General features: G+C 38.2%; 13 protein-coding genes and 1 riboswitch. Of the genes, 2 read left to right on the top strand and 11 right to left on the bottom strand.

The genetic code is table 11. From position 1 onward, the window contains the following. Positions 1-144: 144 nt before the first annotated feature. From ACTJIV_RS03690 to folE, 4 genes are all read right to left on the bottom strand, one after another. Complete coding sequence (locus tag ACTJIV_RS03690) at positions 145-1,311, bottom strand: T9SS type A sorting domain-containing protein (RefSeq protein ID WP_440625669.1); 1,167 nt, start codon at positions 1,309-1,311, stop codon at positions 145-147. 487 nt (positions 1,312-1,798) lie between these two features. Continuing rightward, complete coding sequence (gene cysS / locus ACTJIV_RS03685; RefSeq protein WP_440625667.1) at positions 1,799-3,265, bottom strand: cysteine--tRNA ligase; 1,467 nt, start codon at positions 3,263-3,265, stop codon at positions 1,799-1,801. Between the two features lie 121 nt (positions 3,266-3,386). Then, a complete protein-coding gene (locus tag ACTJIV_RS03680; RefSeq protein WP_336377690.1) occupies positions 3,387-3,818 on the bottom strand; it encodes a DinB family protein in 432 nt (143 codons plus the stop codon). A gap of 3 nt (positions 3,819-3,821) precedes the next feature. Further along, positions 3,822-4,490 carry a GTP cyclohydrolase I FolE gene (gene folE, locus ACTJIV_RS03675; RefSeq protein WP_034725871.1) on the bottom strand — a complete coding sequence of 223 codons (669 nt, stop codon included), beginning with the start codon at positions 4,488-4,490 and terminating at the stop codon, positions 3,822-3,824. A gap of 90 nt (positions 4,491-4,580) precedes the next feature. Here folE and ACTJIV_RS03670 point away from each other — a divergent pair, with 90 nt between their 5' ends. Then, positions 4,581-5,735, top strand: coding sequence for a hypothetical protein (locus tag ACTJIV_RS03670; RefSeq protein WP_440625664.1), 1,155 nt, complete (start codon positions 4,581-4,583; stop codon positions 5,733-5,735). Between the two features lie 51 nt (positions 5,736-5,786). Here the strand turns inward: ACTJIV_RS03670 and metF are convergent, their stop codons facing one another. From metF to ACTJIV_RS03635, 7 genes are all read right to left on the bottom strand, one after another. Beyond that, complete coding sequence (gene metF / locus ACTJIV_RS03665) at positions 5,787-6,746, bottom strand: methylenetetrahydrofolate reductase [NAD(P)H] (RefSeq protein ID WP_111957203.1); 960 nt, start codon at positions 6,744-6,746, stop codon at positions 5,787-5,789. A 52-nt stretch (positions 6,747-6,798) separates the two neighbouring features. Continuing rightward, positions 6,799-9,459 (bottom strand): methionine synthase, encoded by a 2,661-nt coding sequence (gene metH / locus ACTJIV_RS03660; protein ID WP_440625662.1) that lies wholly within the window; start codon positions 9,457-9,459, stop codon positions 6,799-6,801. Positions 9,460-9,465: 6 nt separating this feature from the next. Next, a complete protein-coding gene (locus tag ACTJIV_RS03655; protein WP_440625660.1) occupies positions 9,466-10,557 on the bottom strand; it encodes a fatty acid desaturase family protein in 1,092 nt (363 codons plus the stop codon). 83 nt (positions 10,558-10,640) lie between these two features. Continuing rightward, positions 10,641-11,651: a homocysteine S-methyltransferase family protein gene (locus ACTJIV_RS03650; RefSeq protein WP_111957427.1), complete on the bottom strand. Its 1,011-nt coding sequence runs from the start codon at positions 11,649-11,651 to the stop codon at positions 10,641-10,643. Between the two features lie 53 nt (positions 11,652-11,704). After that, on the bottom strand, positions 11,705-12,865 hold the full coding sequence (locus ACTJIV_RS03645) for an O-succinylhomoserine sulfhydrylase (protein WP_111957194.1): 1,161 nt from the start codon (positions 12,863-12,865) through the stop codon (positions 11,705-11,707). A gap of 92 nt (positions 12,866-12,957) precedes the next feature. Beyond that, positions 12,958-14,496 carry an ACT domain-containing protein gene (locus ACTJIV_RS03640; protein ID WP_440625657.1) on the bottom strand — a complete coding sequence of 513 codons (1,539 nt, stop codon included), beginning with the start codon at positions 14,494-14,496 and terminating at the stop codon, positions 12,958-12,960. Position 14,497: 1 nt separating this feature from the next. Next, positions 14,498-15,436, bottom strand: a complete 939-nt coding sequence (locus tag ACTJIV_RS03635; RefSeq protein ID WP_440625655.1) for an alpha/beta fold hydrolase — start codon at positions 15,434-15,436, stop codon at positions 14,498-14,500. A gap of 57 nt (positions 15,437-15,493) precedes the next feature. Beyond that, positions 15,494-15,600: riboswitch (SAM riboswitch) on the bottom strand. 187 nt (positions 15,601-15,787) lie between these two features. Between ACTJIV_RS03635 and ACTJIV_RS03630 the strand changes: the two genes are divergently transcribed. After that, positions 15,788-18,403 (top strand): MGH1-like glycoside hydrolase domain-containing protein, encoded by a 2,616-nt coding sequence (locus ACTJIV_RS03630; protein ID WP_440625653.1) that lies wholly within the window; start codon positions 15,788-15,790, stop codon positions 18,401-18,403. The last annotated feature ends 32 nt before the right edge of the window (positions 18,404-18,435 follow it).

The raw sequence follows: 18,435 nt of genomic DNA, 5'->3' as shown, positions 1-18,435 counted from the left end.
ATTTTTTTTATAAAAATACATTTTAATATCGAAAAACAAAACTTATTGAAGATCAAATAATCATTAAAAAACCTTTCCAAAATAACTTGAAAAGGCTTTATATTTTATTAGAGTTAAATGGAATTATATCAATTATCTAAGCTTTTATTCTGTAACAATAATTTTTTTACTTAATATTACTTTACCGGATTCATTTGTAATGCTTACAATATAAGCTCCATTGACTAAATTTTTGAGATAAACCTGCTGATTGAGCGAGCCATCTTTTACAGATAGATTCTGTTCCGTTACATTTTTCCCGGAAAGATCAAAAACACTAAGTTTTAAATTTCCTTTTACAGCTTTATCATTTACACTAATGTTGATAAAGTGTTCATCTACTCTGGTCGGGTAGATATCAATATTAGCTAATGTATTTACCGAAGAAGTTCTGTCATTGGCAAAATATCTGCTTGCAAGATCATAAATATGAGGTTTTTCTCTACCGGAAAGAACCTTCGCTTGCAGGGTTAACAAATCTACTTCATATAAACTGTCTCCTTTGGCACTTGCAATAATTACTTTTCCTTTAGCATTGACAGCAGATCCATTCACTGAATAATTTTCAGGAATACCGGATATTTTACCTACAAATTTGGCTTTCAATTCTTTTGTAATTACCTTAAAAACATTTCCTGAAGCTGAAAAAACATAAAAATTATTTTCAGCATCTGCAATCATGTCACCTCCGAAACCCGTTTCAATAGCCGTAAATGAATTTTTCCCATTGGAAGCATCATCCTTAATAATCCCAAGGTCACTGACTGTATACTGACTTCCTTTTCTGCTGATCTGAAGCAGCTGTGTTCCTGCGTTATTAAGAGCATAAATATTTCCGTCATATCCTGTAGTCATTCTTGTGATGTGGGAATTGATATCACAGGAAGTTACTCTTGCCACGGTATTTTCTACCAAAGTAATTTCTTTAGTCTTGGCATTCAAAACATAAATATTTGACGAAAACATCGGCATATACACCAAATTATTGTTCAAAGGATCATAAGCCAGAGCCGCCATGGTAACTGCCTGGGAGTGGCTGTAGGAATTCTTATCCTCAGATACCTGACCTTTTCTTTCCTGAGAAAATACGTTTACCGCAGTATCCGCCGAAAACAATTTTTCTCCGGAGGCACCGCTTACCGCATCCATCGCACGGAAATCACTGAAAACTATGCTGGAAGTATCTTTTCCGGCAATAGCAAAAAAGTCCTGCTGCGCCTGGACATTAGCACCAAACACAAGCAGGAAAAGAGGGAATAAATGTTTTTTCATACAATGTAGAATTTAGATTCGTGATCATTTTAGTTATAACTAAGTTACACAATTTACAAATTGAATCATAAAAAAATAATATCATTTGCATAATATTTACAATCATTTAATCTAAACGTTGAAGTTCTGATAAATTATTTTTTTCTTTTAAACACAAATTTCACCAATAACACTGACAGTAGTATGGGTAGTATTAGTGAAAACAATTTGTGATAGTAGTGTTTTTTAACGCAAAGATTGATCATTAAGCTGTATATTTTAAAGAAGCAAAGATTGCCAGCTTAGCTGACATAAGTAGAGTCAGTGATTTAAATTTCAAGAAAACACAAATAAGTAAAATCTGCAAAAAATTATACCGGCAGTTAATCGTAAAAGTAGGATTGCCTGTACCTCAGCAAAAAAAGAACTCCCGTCGATCACACGGATTGCAACAGATTTATCTGCAGAATCCACGTCATCAGCGGGAGCTGTGCTTATGTATTTTAGGTTAATTCAGAACGTAAGTTGTTCCGTCTCTTCCGTCTTTTAATTCAATGCCTTCAGCAAGCAGCTTATCTCTGATCTGATCTGAAAGGTCGAAGTTTTTTGATTTTCTTGCCTGATTTCTCAGCTCTATTAAAACTTTTAAAGTTTGATCGAGTTTTTCGTTATTATTTTCTTCGATACTCTGAAGTCCTAAAACGTCAAATATAAAGGCATGCAATGTTGACTTTAAATCTTCAAGATCCTCAACAGAGATTGTTTCTTTACCATCATTTAAAGCGAAAATATATTTCACAGCTTCAAATAAATGAGCAATCAGGATCGGAGAATTGAAATCATCATTTAAAGCATCGTAACATTTATTTTTCCATTCCTGAAGATTAAATTCAGACCGTTTTTCATTATCCGGAGTAATCGAATTTAATACTTTAACAGCCTCCATTAATCTGATGAAACCTTTTTCACTGGCCATCATCGCATCGTTTGAAATATCCAGCACACTTCTGTAATGTGCCTGCAGGAAGCAGAAACGTACGATCGAAGGATGGAAAGGTTTTTCAAAGAAATCGTTTTCCCCTGTAACCAATTGCATCGGAAGGATATAGTTCCCCGTCGATTTACTCATACGCTGAGAATTCATTGTCAGCATATTGGCATGCATCCAATAATTAACCGGAGCCGTATCATTGCAAGCCTTCCCCTGTGCGATTTCGCATTCATGGTGCGGGAATTTCAAGTCCATTCCACCACCATGGATATCGAATTTTTCACCTAAATATTTCGTGCTCATGGCAGTACATTCAAGGTGCCATCCCGGGAAACCTTCACCCCAAGGGGAATTCCATCTCATAATGTGAGCAGGAGATGCTTTTTTCCATAGTGCAAAATCCTGTGGATTCTTCTTTTCGCCCTGACCGTCAAGATCACGGGTATTGGCAAAAAGCTCTTCGATATTACGTTTTGAAAGTTCACCGTAATTCAATCCTCTTTTATTGTATTCCAGAACATCAAAATATACGGAACCGTTGCTTTCATAGGCAAAACCTCTTTCAATAAGTTTCTGGGTCAATTCGATCTGCTCCACGATGTGGCCTGTCGCTGTCGGCTCAATATTGGGAGGCAATAGGTTGAACATTTCCAACACTTTGTGAAAATCGACCGTATATTTCTGTACGATTTCCATGGGTTCCAACTTTTCAAGACGCGTCTGTTTTACGAATCTGTCGTTATCTACGTTCCCATCGTCTGTAAGATGGCCTGCATCTGTAATATTCCTGACATATCTTACTTTGTACCCCAAATGCATCAGGGTACGGTATATAAAATCAAAGGAAAGAAATGTTCTTACATTTCCCAAATGCACATTGCTGTACACGGTAGGTCCGCAGACATACATTCCGACGTTTCCTTCTAAAATTGGTTTAAATATTTCTTTTTCTCCTGTAAGGGAGTTATATAGTTTTAATTGCATTTTTTTAAGTTAAAAGATTCAATGATTAAAGGATTTAAAAATTAGTTAAAATAATTCTAACCACAACAGATAATTGTCGTGAGAAAAATTTTATTTGAAACTTTTTTAAATATTACCATTATTAAATTGCTTTTAAGTGATATTGCAAATGATCAATATAATCCTGAATAATGTATTCCAAAGTAAAGGTTTGAGGAACTGTTTTTGTTGTATCACAAGTTCTTTTCAAAGCTTCGTCAGGAATATTTTCTACAGTATGAACAATCTGAAAATTCAAAGATTTCCAAAGGCTGATCACTTCCGAAACCGGAATATCCTGATAATTCTGCGCTTTTACCCAAAAATCCTGATCGTATACAATAGTATCATTTTCTTTGTATTGTGTTACCACAAATCTTCTGATATTGGTAAGAGCACTATCGCAAAGATGGCCTAAAATTTCTTTTTTGGACCACTTTTCCGGTGAAATTTTATAGGACCATTCTTCTTCTGAAATTGTTTCAAATCTCTGAAGTTCGGCATTAACAATATTTTTTAGAATCTGATAGTCCATTTATTAATAATCAAGTTTAGCATGACTTCCCACATAATGCAGGAATTCCTGTCTGGTGATCGGGTTGGTTCTGAAAATACCACTCAATTCTGCCGTAATGGTAGAACTTGCTGTATCTTTTATTCCTCTGCAGTTGACGCATAAATGCTTGGCATCAATAATACAGGCTACATCTTTTGTACCCAATGCTTCTTTCAGGGCATCTACTATCTGCATGGTCAGTCTTTCCTGAACCTGTGGCCTTTTTGCATAATAATCCACAATTCTGTTGATCTTGGAAAGGCCAATCACTTCACCGTTTGAAATATAGGCAACATGTGCTCTTCCGATGATCGGCAGAAAGTGGTGTTCGCAGAAAGAATATACCGTAATATCTTTTTCCACCAGCATCTGGCGGTATTTATATTTATTGGAGAACGTGGAAATTCCAGGCTTATTTTCAGGAAGGAGCCCTCCAAAAATTTCATTAACATACATTTTGGCAACACGCTTTGGTGAATCTTTTAAAGAATCATCCGTCATATCCATCCCCAGTGTTTCCATAATCTCACCGAAAAGTTCGGTAATTTTTTCTATTTTTTCCTGTGGCGATTTATCAAAAGCATCTTTCCTAATAGGCGTATGTTCTTTTCCTGTGAAAATATCATCGTCGTTATCGGTAAAATCAACCATTTTTATTTAATTTGCAACAAAAATACGGATAAAATCTGTTCATCAATTTCATTTTGAACGAAAAACATTATCCTTTCTCAACTTAGCCTTATGATTATTGTCGAAGAAGTACAGAGTGACAACCAGAAAAAGAAATTTTTAGAATTTCCTGCCCAACTTTACCGGCATGACAAAAGCTATATAAGACCCAGAAATCAGGACATCGAAGAGATTTTTGATCCTGAAAAGAATAAATCTTTCGTGAATGGCGAATGTGCCCGGTTCTTATTTAAAAACAAAGAGAATGAAATAGTAGGGAAAGTGGCCGTGTTCACGTCTACTCTTTATGAACAGAAACAACCCACCGGCGGAATAGGTTTTTTCGACTGTATCAATGATCAGAAAACAGCGGATTTTATTTTTGACCACTGCAAACACTGGCTTCAGGAAAGAGGCATGGAAGCTATGGACGGTCCGATTAATTTCGGGGAACGGGATAAGTTCTGGGGACTTCTGACGGAAGGTTTTGCTGAACCGCTTTTCGGAATGAATTACAATTTTCCATATTACAAAGACCTGTTTGAAAATTATGGCTTCAAAGTATATTTTGAACAGCTCTGTTTTTCAAGACCGATTTTTGCAGAGGTTTCAAGGATCTTTACCCTAATGCATACCAAGCACAGCAGAAACCCGGCCATCTCTGCAAGACCGATGAAAAAGAATGATCTGCCTAAGTTTGCAAAAGATTTTACAGAAATATATAATCAGGCATGGGCTGTCCATGGCGAAGGCAAGCAGCTGGAAGAAGCAAAGGTCCTCAAAATGTTCAGAACCATGAAACCTATCATCAATGAGCATATTTCCTGGTTTGTGTATGAAAATGAAAAACCGATTGCCATGTGGATGAATCTTCCGGATGTGAACCAGTGGTTCAAATATCTGAACGGTAAATTCGGGATTATTGAAAAGCTTAAATTTTTGTGGATAAAGCAATTCAAAAAGAATGAAAAAATGGTGGGACTGGTATTTGGTGTTGTTCCGGAATGGCAGAAGAAAGGTATTGACGGCTATATGATCTGGGAAGGAACGCAGCACCTGAGAAAGCATACGGATTTTAAAACTACGGAGCTCCAGTGGATCGGAGATTTTAATCCTAAAATGATAAAAATAGCTGAGAGTCTTGACACGACTGTGACCAGAAAACTGGCTACATACCGGTATTTATTTGACCGCAATAGAGAGTTTGAAAGACATCCTATCCTTTAAATAAAAAACCCTGCTATTGATAGCAGGGCTCCTTTCATTTTTGATACTCTATTAGAATAGCTCTCCGGCTACTTTTTTAATATTGTCACTTTTTCCCATGGAGTAAAAGTGCAGCACAGGAACTCCAAAATCAAGCAATTCTTTGCATTGGGCAATAGCCCACTCGATCCCGATCTGTTTTACCGCTTCATTATTTTTAGCATTTTCCACTTCGTTGATCAGCTCTTCAGGAAGATCTATTTTGAAAACCTGTGGCAGGATCTTCAGGTGCTTTTTGGTCGCAATAGGTTTAATTCCCGGGATAATAGGAACGGTAATTCCCATTTCTCTGGCCTTCGTCACAAATTCGATAAATCTTTTATTGTCAAAAAACATTTGAGTAACGATATAATCTGCTCCAGCATCTACTTTTTCTTTCAGCCATTTCAGATCATAATTCATGGAAGGTGCTTCCATATGTTTTTCCGGATAACCGGCTACTCCTATGCAGAATTTATTAAGCTCATCACAAGCCTTCTCATCATTGTGCAGGTATTTCCCTCTTCCCAGATCATTAATCTGATGAACGAGATCCATAGCACTGGCATGCCCTCCCGGTGTTGGCTCAAAGTATTGATGCCCTTTCATGGCATCGCCTCTCAGGGCCATTATATTGTCTATTCCCAAGTACATACAATCTACCAGAAGATATTCGGTTTCTTCTTTGGTGAAGCCTCCGCAAAGGAGATGGGGAACGGTATCTACATTATATTTATGCTGGATGGCGGCACAAATACCTAAGGTTCCGGGACGCATTCTGGTGATCCGGCGTTCCATCAGCCCATTTCCTTTATCAATATAAATATATTCTTCCCTTGAGGTAGTTACATCTATAAAAGGGGGCTTAAACTCCATAAGCGGATCTATGTTGGTATACAGATCTTCAATTCCGATCCCCTTTTGGGGCGGAACCACTTCTAAAGAGAATAAGGTTTTGCCATTTGCATTTTTTATGTGTTCAGTGATCTTCATTTTATAGTTTAGTTATATTTTTAGCTTTTAAAGAAGTGCCTGTTGATATTTTTTAATCTGCTAAATTGGGTGACAACCACTTTCTTGCTTCCTGAATGCTACAGCCTCTTCTTTCTGCATAATCTTTTAGCTGGTCTTCGGTTATTTTTCCAAGTCCAAAATATTTAGCATGCGGGCTTCCGAAATAATATCCGGAAACGGAGGCCGTTGGGAACATTGCCAGGCTTTCGGTAAGGAAAACTCCGGTGTTCTCTTCTACTTTTAAAAGATCCCAGATGGTCTTCTTTTCCAGGTGGTCCGGACATGCGGGATAACCCGGTGCGGGACGGACTCCTTTGTATTTTTCTGCGATCAGATCTTCATTGCTTAAATTTTCCTGGTTGGCATAGCCCCAATATTCTGTTCTTACTTTTTTATGTAAAAATTCTGCAAAAGCTTCTGCGAATCTGTCAGCCAAAGCTTTTACCATGATGGCATTGTAATCATCATTGGCTTTTTCATATTCTTCTGCAAGTTCGTCTGTACCGAAGCCTGTAGTTACACAGAAAGCTCCTACATAATCTGTTTTACCGGAAGCCTGAGGGGCAATAAAGTCACTTAATGCTAAATATTCTTTTCCTTTTGAACGCTGAGCCTGTTGTCTTAAGGTTAAGAATCTGGCCTGTTCTTCATTATTTTCGTCAAAGATTAAGATATCATCAGTATCATTGGAGTTGGCCTTGAAAATTCCGAAGATGGCTTTTGCTTTCAGCAGTTTTTCATCAAGGATTCTTTTTAAAATAACCTGGGCATCTTTAAACAATTCTTTAGCCTGGGCTCCTACCACCTCATCTTCTAAAATATTCGGGTATTTCCCGTGAAGGTCCCAGCTTCTGAAGAATGGCGACCAGTCAACAAACGGAAGCAATTCATTCAGGTCCTGATCTTCTATTACGGTTACACCTAAATTATTCGGCGTAAAAATATCCTCGTTTTCCCAATCGATGTTGAAATGACTCTTTCTAGCTTCTTCAATGGATACATAGTCCTTATCAATTTGTCTGTTCAGAAACTTCTCACGGAAATCAGAGTATTCGTCTTTCAGGTCTGAAACATAATCTTTGTTTCTGTCGCCTAACAAGGAGCTCACTACGTTTACCGCCCTTGAGGCATCATTAACGTGAACTACTGCATTTTTATATTTTAAATCGATTTTCACAGCGGTGTGGGCTTTTGATGTGGTTGCACCGCCAATCAACAGAGGAAAATTAAGGTTTTGTCTTTCCAATTCAGAAGCGATATATACCATCTCATCAAGACTTGGTGTGATCAATCCGCTTAATCCGATAACATCAACTTTCTGTTCGATAGCCGTCTGAATAATTTTCTCTGCAGGCACCATAACTCCAAGGTCTACAATTTCATAATTGTTACAACCCAATACCACACTTACGATGTTTTTTCCAATATCATGAACATCACCTTTTACTGTTGCCATCAGAATTTTTCCGTTAGCTGGCCTTGTGCCGTCTTTTTCGGCTTCAATAAAAGGCTGCAGATAAGCCACTGCTCTTTTCATTACCCTTGCAGATTTTACCACCTGTGGAAGGAACATTTTCCCACTTCCGAAAAGGTCTCCCACAACGCCCATTCCGGTCATAAGATTAACCTCAATAACATGCAATGGTTTTGCGGCCTGTTTTCTGGCCTCTTCTACATCTTCTTCAATAAAACGGTCGATTCCTTTTACCAAAGCATGGGTAATTCTATCCTGTAAAGGCCTTGTTCGCCATTCGAGATCTTCAACGATTTCTTTTTTGACGGATTTATTTTTTTCGGAATACTCCAGAAGTCTTTCTGTAGCATCCTCTCTTTTATCAAGGATCACATCTTCCACAAGCTCCAGAAGCTCTTTATTGATCTCATCATATACTTCCAGCATGGAAGGGTTCACAATACCAATATTCATTCCGGCCTGAATGGCATGGTAAAGGAATACGGAGTGCATGGCTTCTCTTACGGTATCATTTCCACGGAATGAAAACGAAACATTACTTACACCACCACTTACAGAAGCATAGGGAAGATTCTGTCTTACCCATCTGGTGGCTTCAATGAAGTCGATAGCGTTTCTTCTATGTTCTTCCATTCCTGTTGCCACAGGGAAAATATTCAGGTCGAAAATAATGTCTTCAGCAGGAAAACCAACTTGATTAACCAAAATATCATACGACCGTTTTGAAATCTCAAGCCTGCGATCATAATTGTCTGCCTGTCCTGATTCATCAAATGCCATTACAATGACTGCAGCACCATATCTTTTTACGGCTTTGGCCTGCTTGATAAATTCTTCTTCACCACCCTTGAGACTGATGGAATTGACGACACATTTACCCTGTGCCACCTGAAGGCCGGCTTCCAGGATCTCCCATTTGGAAGAGTCAATCATGATGGGAATTCTTGAGATATCAGGTTCTGAAGCAATTAAATTTAGAAATTTGATCATAGAAGCTTTTCCATCGATTAATCCGTCATCGAAATTGACATCAAGAATCTGTGCGCCACCTTCTACCTGATGGCGGGCAATATCAAGTGCTTCAGAGAATTTCTCCTCTTTGATCAGTCTTAAAAATTTTTTGGAGCCGGCAACATTGGTTCTCTCACCAACATTGATGAAATTACTTTCCGGCGTTATAATAAGAGGCTCAAGGCCCGACAATCTTAAATATTTCATTAATTTTTATTCTTCTAAAATATAATAGGCGTTGTTTGCATTCTGCCGCAGCAGATCTACATGCTTGCCTAAAGCAGTAAAAATTGGAAATCTTTTATAAGCTAAGTTATGTTCTTTTGCAAATTCTTCGATCTCTTCTGTGATCTCGTTATAATACATATAGCTGTAATTCGGAAAAAGATGATGAGCCACATGAAAATTAAAATTCCCCAAAATATTTCTCACCAGCCAGTTATTTTCTTTTAAATCATTGGTTACCTCAAACTGGTGACGGAGCCAGCTGAACGGAAGCCCATTCTTTGTATCCAGTTTTGGGAAAGCATTATCAGGAAGCGGATGCAGAGGCAATAATACAAAGAGCGCAAAAATGCTCGCCGCAATGATCTGAAGGCCCCATGCTCCTAAAGCCAAGCCTATGGATACTTTAAAGAACAGGATAGGCACTACGATCTGATAAAAGAAATAGAACAGCTTATAAATGACCATTTTTATTTTTTCAATGAAAGGAATGGAACCCTGGGTCTTTAAAATTACTCTTTCTTTATCAAAAAAATCCCTGAAATCCCTGATAAACATCCAATTGAACAGGTAAAGAGGGTATACCAGGAAGAAAAACCTGTGCTGGAATTTCTGCACACCTTTTGCCTTAACCCATGGAACTATTAAAAGCAGACCGCTCTGCTCTATATCCGTATCCCATCCATCCACATTCGGGTAGGCATGATGACTGGCAATATGCCTCTTTTTCCAGATGTATGAATTCGCTCCTACAAAGTCAAAAATATGCAGTACCAGCGAGTTCAGTCTTTTACTTTTATAAATGTTATTGTGAGCTGCTTCATGGATCAGGTTTAAATAAATGAGTACCAAGGAGATTCCCATTAAAACAAAGCTTCCGATATATATCCAGGGTTTGTCAACATTAAATAAAGCAAAGAAATACAACGCAAAATAGACCAAAGGCAGGATAACTGCTTTGATCTGAATATAGATGTCCCTGTTTTCGGGAATTTGTTCTAAACGCTGATTCACTTTCTTTCTCAGTTCATTAAAAAGTCTTATATCCTCTGAATTTTTCAAGTAACTTGGCTTTTCCATAATGTTAAATTTTGTGACTCATTTAAAGATAACATTTATAATCAAGCACTTACTCCATATTTTAATTAAAAAAATCTATTAAATCATGCAAATTTTTTCAATTTTCTTGGAGCATATTCTGCTACCAGATCTGCAATGGCTTTGATGTGGTCCGGCGTGGTTCCGCAGCATCCGCCTATAATATTGATCAATCCTTTCTCTACATATTCTTTAATCTGTCTTGCCATATCTTCTGGTGTCTCATCATATTTTCCGAAAGCATTCGGAAGTCCGGCATTCGGATAGGCTGAAACATAAAATTCTGAATTATGGGCTAATGTTTCCAGATACGGCGTCAGCTGATCAGCACCAAGGGCACAGTTGAAACCTACACTCAGCAAATTTAAATGTGATACTGAGATCAGGAATGCTTCTGCCGTCTGTCCACTCAAAGTTCTTCCTGAAGCATCTGTAATGGTACCGGAAACCATGATTGGAATTTTTATATTCCTTTCTTCCTGAATCTCATCAATCGCGAAAAGAGCTGCTTTTGCATTCAGGGTATCGAAGATGGTTTCTACCAGAAGAATGTCCGAACCACCATCAAGCAAAGCTTCGCACTGTTGTTTGTAGGCTAGTCTTAATCCCTCAAAAGTGATTGCTCTGTATCCCGGATCATTTACATCCGGACTTAAGCTTGCCGTTCTGTTGGTTGGACCAATTGACCCTGCTACAAATCTTGGTTTGTCGGGATTCTTAGCGGTAAACTCATCACAGGCTTTTCTTGCGATTTTTGCTGATTCGTAATTCAGTTCGTACACCAATTCTTCCATATGATAATCTGCCATAGCGATTGTTGTTCCTGAGAAAGTGTTGGTTTCGATAATATCAGCTCCTGCTTCCAGATATTTTTTGTGAACTTCTTCAATTGCCTGAGGCTGAGTCAAAGAAAGCAGATCGTTATTTCCTTTTACCGGATGTTCCCAGTCTTTGAAACGTTCGCCACGATAATCTTCTTCTTCAAACTTGTAACGCTGAAGCATGGTTCCCATGGCGCCGTCAAGAATTAATATTCTCTCGGATATTGCCTGGTATAGTTGTTCTGAATTTTTCATTGTATAAATTTTGGCTGAAGCCATTTAAGTTATTTCATTAAACAGATATTGAATTAATCCAGGGCCTGCTTTAAATCTGCTATGATATCATCCACATGCTCAAGACCTACCGAACAGCGTACCAGACCTGCGGTAATACCTACTTCGTTTCTTTCCTCATCGGTCAGTTTTGAATGGGTAGTTGATGCCGGATGGGTTACAATCGTTCTTGTATCTCCTAAATTGGCAGAAAGCGAGCACAATTTTATTTTATCCAGAAAGTTTCTTCCTCCTTCTATTCCGCCTTTAATTTCAAAAGCTACGATATTTCCACCCAACTTCATCTGTTTTTTAGCAATTTCATAACTTGGATGGGATTTCAGGAAAGGATATTTTACAAGCTCTACATTGGGATGACTCTCTAAAAACTCAGCCACCTTCAAGGCATTCTCACAATGTTTTTCAACACGGATAGCCAATGTTTCAAGACTTTTTGACAATACCCACGCATTGAAAGGTGACATCGCCGGTCCGGTATTTCTTGCAAAAAGATAAATCTCTCTTATAAGGTCGGCTTTTCCTACAGCTACTCCACCTAATACTCTTCCCTGGCCGTCAATAAGTTTTGTTGCAGAGTGTACAACAACATCTGCCCCGTATTTAATGGGCTGTTGCAGATAAGGCGTTGCAAAGCAGTTATCTACAATAAAGATTAGATTATGTTTTTTTGCAATCTGGCCAAAAAACTCAAGATCCAGAATCTCAATAGCCGGATTGGTTGGAGTTTCGAGATACAAAATTTTTGTATTAGGCTTAATATACTGCTCTACATTTTCCGCATCTCCAGCTTTAAAATAAGTGGTTTCGATATTCCATTTCGGGAAATACTTGGTAAACAAGGTATGTGTAGATCCGAACACCGACTGGCAGCTGACAATATGATCACCGGCATTCAATAAAGCCGCAAATGTTGAATAAATGGCAGCCATTCCTGTTGCAAATGCATATCCGGCTTCTGCGCCTTCCATTATTGCAATCTTATCAGTGAACTCTGTCACATTCGGGTTTGAAAAACGGCTGTACAGGTTTTTAGGTTTTTCTTCAGCGAAGCTTGCTCTCATATCTTCTGCATCCTGAAATATAAAACTGGATGTAAGATATAATGGTGTTGTATGTTCATCAAACTGGGTTCTTTCAGTCTGGGTTCTTATCGCTGATGTTTCAAAATTTTCCATATAGTTTTAAAATGTAGCAATGTATCAGTTTAACAATGTAACAATGAGATCATTGGTAAATTAGTACATTGTTAAATTGTTATATTAAATTATTATTTCGTTTCACTTACTCTTAAAATATCTCCAAAAACTCCTCTTGCTGTTACCTGGGCTCCGGCTCCGGCTCCCATGATCACGATTGGGTTTTCGCCATAGCTTTCTGTATAGATCTCAAAAATAGAATCTGAACCTTTCAGCTGACCTAATGCAGAGGTACCCGGTACAGAAACCAATTTTACATCAAGCTGACCTTTGTCTTTCTGAAGATCGCCATGAAGATCGCCCACATAACGAAGCACATGTCCTGGCTCCTGGCCCTCTTTAATTTTCCGATATTCTTCATCCAGCTCATTCAGTCTTGAGATAAATTCGTTTTTATCTACGGACAAAAGGTTTTCAGGAATTAAATTTTGAATATTGATATCCTGGAATTCATTGATCAAATCTAATTCCCTGGCCAGAATCAGAAGTTTCCTTGCGACATCATTTCCGGAAAGGTCTTCACGCGGATCAGGTTCTGTATATCCTTTTTCCATCGCTTCTCCAATAATGGTTGAGAATTTATCGTTTCTCACAGAGAAATTATTAAAAATATAGCTCAATGATCCGGAGAATACTCCTTTTATTCTTGTAATATTTTCTCCTGAAAGGTGTAATAGTTTTATGGTATCAATCAATGGAAGGCCTGCTCCTACATTGGTTTCATAGAGATAACGTCTGTTATTTTTGCTCAACGTATATCTTAGTTTACGGTATTCTTCTATTGGAAGAGTATTGAAAATTTTGTTGGATGAAACCAAGTCAAAGCCGTTTTCAGCCAGTGCATGGTAATTTTTCACAAAATCTTTGCTTGCCGTATTATCTACCACGATCAGGTTTTCCAGCTGGTTTTCTTTTGAGAAGTTGATTAATTCCTCAACATTTGATGGATGTTCTGCTGTTAAAACCTCATCATTCCAGTTTGTATTAAAACCTTTTTTATTGAATGCAATTTTTCTTGAATTGGCTACTGCAACCACTTTAAGATCTATCTTTTTACGTCTTTTGATTTCTTCAGAAGACTGTAAAACCTGCTCTATTAAAGTCTTCCCTACATTTCCGTGACCAATGATCGCCAAGTGAACGGTTTTAGGCTTTTTGAAAATTTCGGATTCAATGATATTCTTCGTTTTCTCATCCTGGGAAGAGGTAACGACAATATTCACTCTCTTTTCGGCCGCAACCTGGTTGAGAAGAAGTGGAAAGACATTATTTCTGGCTAATTCTGCAAGTACTTTATTGAAATCTTCCGCCACAAATCCTAGTACGGAAACATTATTGATGCTGTAAATTTGTGAAACCTTTCCTGATTTTCTTTCTGCTTCAAACTCATCGATCAGGCAGGTCACTGCTTTTTCTGCATCGTCCTCATTTACCAGAATAGATATTCCGTTTTCAATAGCCTGTTGGGAGATCACTCCTACACTGATGCGCGCCAAAGTAAGCGCTTTAAAAATTCTTCCGTCGATCCCGATTTCGCCCAGGAAATCTTCACCTTCAAATTTGATGATTGATCTGTTCTTTAAAAACTTTATTTCGTTAGCATTTCTCATTCTACAAAATATTTTTTATGATAGTATTTAATTGTTCGTATTCCATTAGGAAGGCATCATGCCCGTGAATTGACTGTATTTCATGATAGAAAACCTCTTTCTTTTTCTCTTTCAGCTGCTCAAAGCACATTCGAATTTCTGAAGCGGGAAAAAATAAATCTGTATCTACTGCAATTAAGTGCATTCGGGCACTGATTTTTGTTAACTGCTCTTCTTCAGTGTTCATATTCATCAGCAAGTGATTCATCAGCTTATAGGATTTTAAACTAAACCTTTCGTTTAATGAATTTCCGTGATAAACCAACCAATCTTCGGACTCTAACCGCTGATTTTTTTGATCGTATCTATTTTGAAATCTGTCATTTAAGGACTGAGGTGTTCTGTAACACAGCATAGCATGAATTCTTGCTTTTTGCAGGGGCTCATCATTTCCGTTGAGCAGAAATTTCTGAACCAGGCATTGTGCATGAAGCCAGTCATGGGTTTTGAAATCGCAGGCAATAGGAATAAAGATTTCTGCCAACTGTGGTTGCTTGGCAAGCATTTCCCACGCAATCCCTCCTCCGAGTGAACCTCCGATAATGGCATATAGGTTTTTGATATGTAAAGCTTCAAGGCCTTTCAGGAATATTTCTGCAATATCTGAAGGCGTGAAGTCTTCGTATTCGTCAATTAAAAAATGATCATATCCGTTTCCGGGAATATTGAAACACAGAACGGTATATTGAGTTGTATCAATAACCTGATTTTCACCGATCAGCTTTTTCCACCATCCTTTTTCACCGGAAACATTTGAATTTCCGGTTAAAGCATGATTTACCAATATAACAGGTGCTGTAAACAGGTCTTTCCCGAAGATCTGATAAGTCAACGGGATATGGTATTCCTTCTGGGAAAAGGTACGATACGAAAGATTAATATAGTTTAGTTCTGTTTTCAATTCTATTATTTTAATACAATTGAAAATGCCACAGGAATGGCTGAAAAGAACTTCAGTAAGTTATCTGTCCAAAATAAATTGGTAGAACGTAGCACCTTCTCTGCTTGCACAAAGGGTTGCTAAGGTTTCATAGGGTCTAATCCCTCAACCTTTCTTGATAACATTTTCAATATTTGAATGAACGCTCGGCAAAGATAAGTCTTTTCTTTTAAATTTTAAAAGAAAAAATATTTAATATTAAAAAACCGTGTAATAATAAGTGTTTCAAGGCTATGTTAATAATTCTTCAGGTGGAAGGAATTGGAATTATTTTTCAAAAAAACTAACTTCGTACTTGAAAAGTGATGAAATATGACTGTTGAAAAAGAAAGATTACAAGATTCTAAATGGAAAAACTGGGGTCCATACGTCAGCAACCGGCAATGGGGAAATGTACGCGAAGACTACAGCCCGAACGGAAATGCCTGGCATTACGCCAACCATAATAATGCAGAAAGTTATGCCTACCGATGGGGCGAAGAAGGGATCGCTGGAATCTCCGATGTAAAGCAGATTTTCTGTTTTGCCTTTTCCTTTTGGAACAAAAAAGATAAAATTGTAAAAGAGCGCTTTTTTGGTTTAAGCAATCCTCAGGGTAATCACGGAGAGGATATCAAAGAACTCTTTTATTACTTAGATAATACACCTACCCACAGCTATATGAAAATGGTGTATAAATATCCGATCAATGCATTTCCTTACGATGATCTTGTTGCTGAAAATGGCAGGAGAAGCAAAAAGGAACCTGAATATGAGATATTTGATACGGGAATTTTTAATAACGATGAATATTTCGATATTTTCATTGAATATTGTAAGGGAGACCACAATGATATTCTTGCAAGAGTAACAGTTCACAACAGAAGCCGGCAGGATGCTCCCATCGTTATAGCTCCAACTGCCTGGTTCCGAAATAACTGGAAATGGGGTTACAATACATATAAGGGCCAAATGAATGCTTCCTATGACGGATGTATTGATATTAATCATGACAGCATTTCGATCAAAAAACTCTATTCAAGAAATCTTGCGGCTAAAAGTGCTTTCTGTGAAAATGAAACCAATACCCCAAAATTATATGGAGCTCCTTATCCGGGAAACACCTATTTTAAAGATGGAATAAATGATCATATCATTTATGGAAGTAATACGGTAAATCCTGAAAAAAGGGGTACCAAAGCATCTTTTATTATTGATGAAATGATTGGAGCGGGACAGTCCAAAATTTTTGATTTCAGGCTATGTTCCGATGAAACAGATGAACCTTTTGATCAATTTGATGAGATCTTCAATACCAGAATTGCCGAGACGGATGAGTTCTACAATGAGATTCAGAGCGAAACGACGAATGAAGATGAAAGGAATGTTCAACGGCAGGCGTTTGCAGGGCTTCTTTGGAACAAACAGTTCTATCATTATAATGTAGGAAAGTGGCTGAAGGGCGATCCGAACTACGAAGCTCCCAGAAACTTCAATGAATATGTTAGAAATACGGAATGGAACCATCTTCACAATAAGGATATCATTTCCATGCCTGATAAATGGGAATACCCTTGGTATGCAACGTGGGATCTGGCGTTTCACTGCGTTCCTTTTTCTATCATCGACGGAGAGTTTGCCAAAGGGCAGCTTCTGCTTTTAACAAAGGAATGGTATATGCACCCGAATGGGCAGCTTCCTGCTTATGAATGGAACCTGAGCGACGTAAATCCACCGGTACATGCATGGTCATGCTTCCGTGTTTTTAAGATTGATGAAAAGCAAAATGGCAAACCTGATCTTTTATTCCTTGAAAAGGTTTTCCAGAAACTCCTTCTGAATTTTACATGGTGGGTGAATCGAAAGGATAAAAGCGGTAATAATATTTTTGGCGGCGGATTCCTTGGTCTGGATAACATTGGTGCTTTTGACCGTAATATGGAGCTGAAGGATGGGCAACATCTTGAACAGGCTGACGGAACAAGCTGGATGGCTATGTACGCTCTTAATATGATGCGGATTGCTATGGAGCTTGCTCAGTACTATCAGGTATACGAAGATATGGCCATCAAGTTTTTTGAACATTATCTGTATATCGCAGAAGCTATGGAAAATCTGGGTGAAGGCAAGGAAGGTTTATGGAATGAAGAGGACGGCTTTTTCTATGACGTGCTGCAGCTTGGTAACGGAGATAGTGTTTCTTTAAAATTGAGAAGCATCGTAGGATTAATCCCGATGTTTGCCGTGGAAATTGTAGATCATAAATTACTGGAAAAAATGCCTAATTTTCAGGCAAGAATGGACTGGGTATTAAAAAACAAACCTGAACTTACGAAGCTGGTTTCCCACTGGGACGAGGAAGGACAAGGCAGAAAGCATCTGATGAGCATTTTGCGTAAGAACAGGCTGACAAAGGTTTTGAGAAGGATGCTTGATGAGAACGAATTTCTGAGCTCCTATGGGATCCGTGCCATGTCAAAAGTATATGAGGAAAATCCGTTTGTATTCTCAGTTCACGGGACGGAAAATGTAGTGTATTATACGCCTGCAGAAAGTGACAGCCGGATGTTCGGTGGCAACAGTAACTGGAGAGGACCTATCTGGTTTCCAATCAATTTCCTGATCGTGGAAAGTTTACAGCGTTTTCATTTTTATTATGGCAACAGCTTAAAGGTAGAATTCCCTACCGGAAGTGGTGAGAAAAAAAACCTGGATGAAGTGGCACAGAATATCAGCAAAAGATTATGTTCGCTGTTTTTAAAGGATGAAGATGGGCAGAGACCTTTTAACGGAGGTAATGCCAAGTTTAACTATGATGAACATTTTAAAGATTATATTACTTTCTTTGAATATTTCCATGGAGACAACGGCCGGGGCGTAGGAGCCTCCCACCAGACTGGATGGACGGCAACAGTTGCCAAGCTTATGAAACCAAGAATGACTATATAAATGTAGCGGGGGGGGGGGGGGGGGGGGGGGGG

It is taken from the genome of Chryseobacterium sp. 22532, assembly GCF_052044665.1.
Lineage (GTDB): Bacteria > Bacteroidota > Bacteroidia > Flavobacteriales > Weeksellaceae > Chryseobacterium > Chryseobacterium lathyri.
Note: the sequence above shows the minus strand (reverse complement) of the source record. Positions and strands in the feature narration are given on the sequence as shown.

What these genes read in the sequence shown, in the direction of transcription:
- ACTJIV_RS03670 (WP_440625664.1), top strand. Translation starts at nt 4,581, where the DNA reads ATGATTATTGTCGAAGAAGTACAGAGTGACAACCAGAAAAAGAAATTT.
- metH (WP_440625662.1), bottom strand. Translation starts at nt 9,459, where the DNA reads ATGAAATATTTAAGATTGTCGGGCCTTGAGCCTCTTATTATAACGCCG.
- ACTJIV_RS03690 (WP_440625669.1), bottom strand. Translation starts at nt 1,311, where the DNA reads ATGAAAAAACATTTATTCCCTCTTTTCCTGCTTGTGTTTGGTGCTAAT.
- ACTJIV_RS03630 (WP_440625653.1), top strand. Translation starts at nt 15,788, where the DNA reads ATGACTGTTGAAAAAGAAAGATTACAAGATTCTAAATGGAAAAACTGG.
- metF (WP_111957203.1), bottom strand. Translation starts at nt 6,746, where the DNA reads ATGAAGATCACTGAACACATAAAAAATGCAAATGGCAAAACCTTATTC.
- ACTJIV_RS03645 (WP_111957194.1), bottom strand. Translation starts at nt 12,865, where the DNA reads ATGGAAAATTTTGAAACATCAGCGATAAGAACCCAGACTGAAAGAACC.
- ACTJIV_RS03650 (WP_111957427.1), bottom strand. Translation starts at nt 11,651, where the DNA reads ATGAAAAATTCAGAACAACTATACCAGGCAATATCCGAGAGAATATTA.
- ACTJIV_RS03680 (WP_336377690.1), bottom strand. Translation starts at nt 3,818, where the DNA reads ATGGACTATCAGATTCTAAAAAATATTGTTAATGCCGAACTTCAGAGA.
- ACTJIV_RS03655 (WP_440625660.1), bottom strand. Translation starts at nt 10,557, where the DNA reads ATGGAAAAGCCAAGTTACTTGAAAAATTCAGAGGATATAAGACTTTTT.
- cysS (WP_440625667.1), bottom strand. Translation starts at nt 3,265, where the DNA reads ATGCAATTAAAACTATATAACTCCCTTACAGGAGAAAAAGAAATATTT.
- folE (WP_034725871.1), bottom strand. Translation starts at nt 4,490, where the DNA reads ATGGTTGATTTTACCGATAACGACGATGATATTTTCACAGGAAAAGAA.
- ACTJIV_RS03640 (WP_440625657.1), bottom strand. Translation starts at nt 14,496, where the DNA reads ATGAGAAATGCTAACGAAATAAAGTTTTTAAAGAACAGATCAATCATC.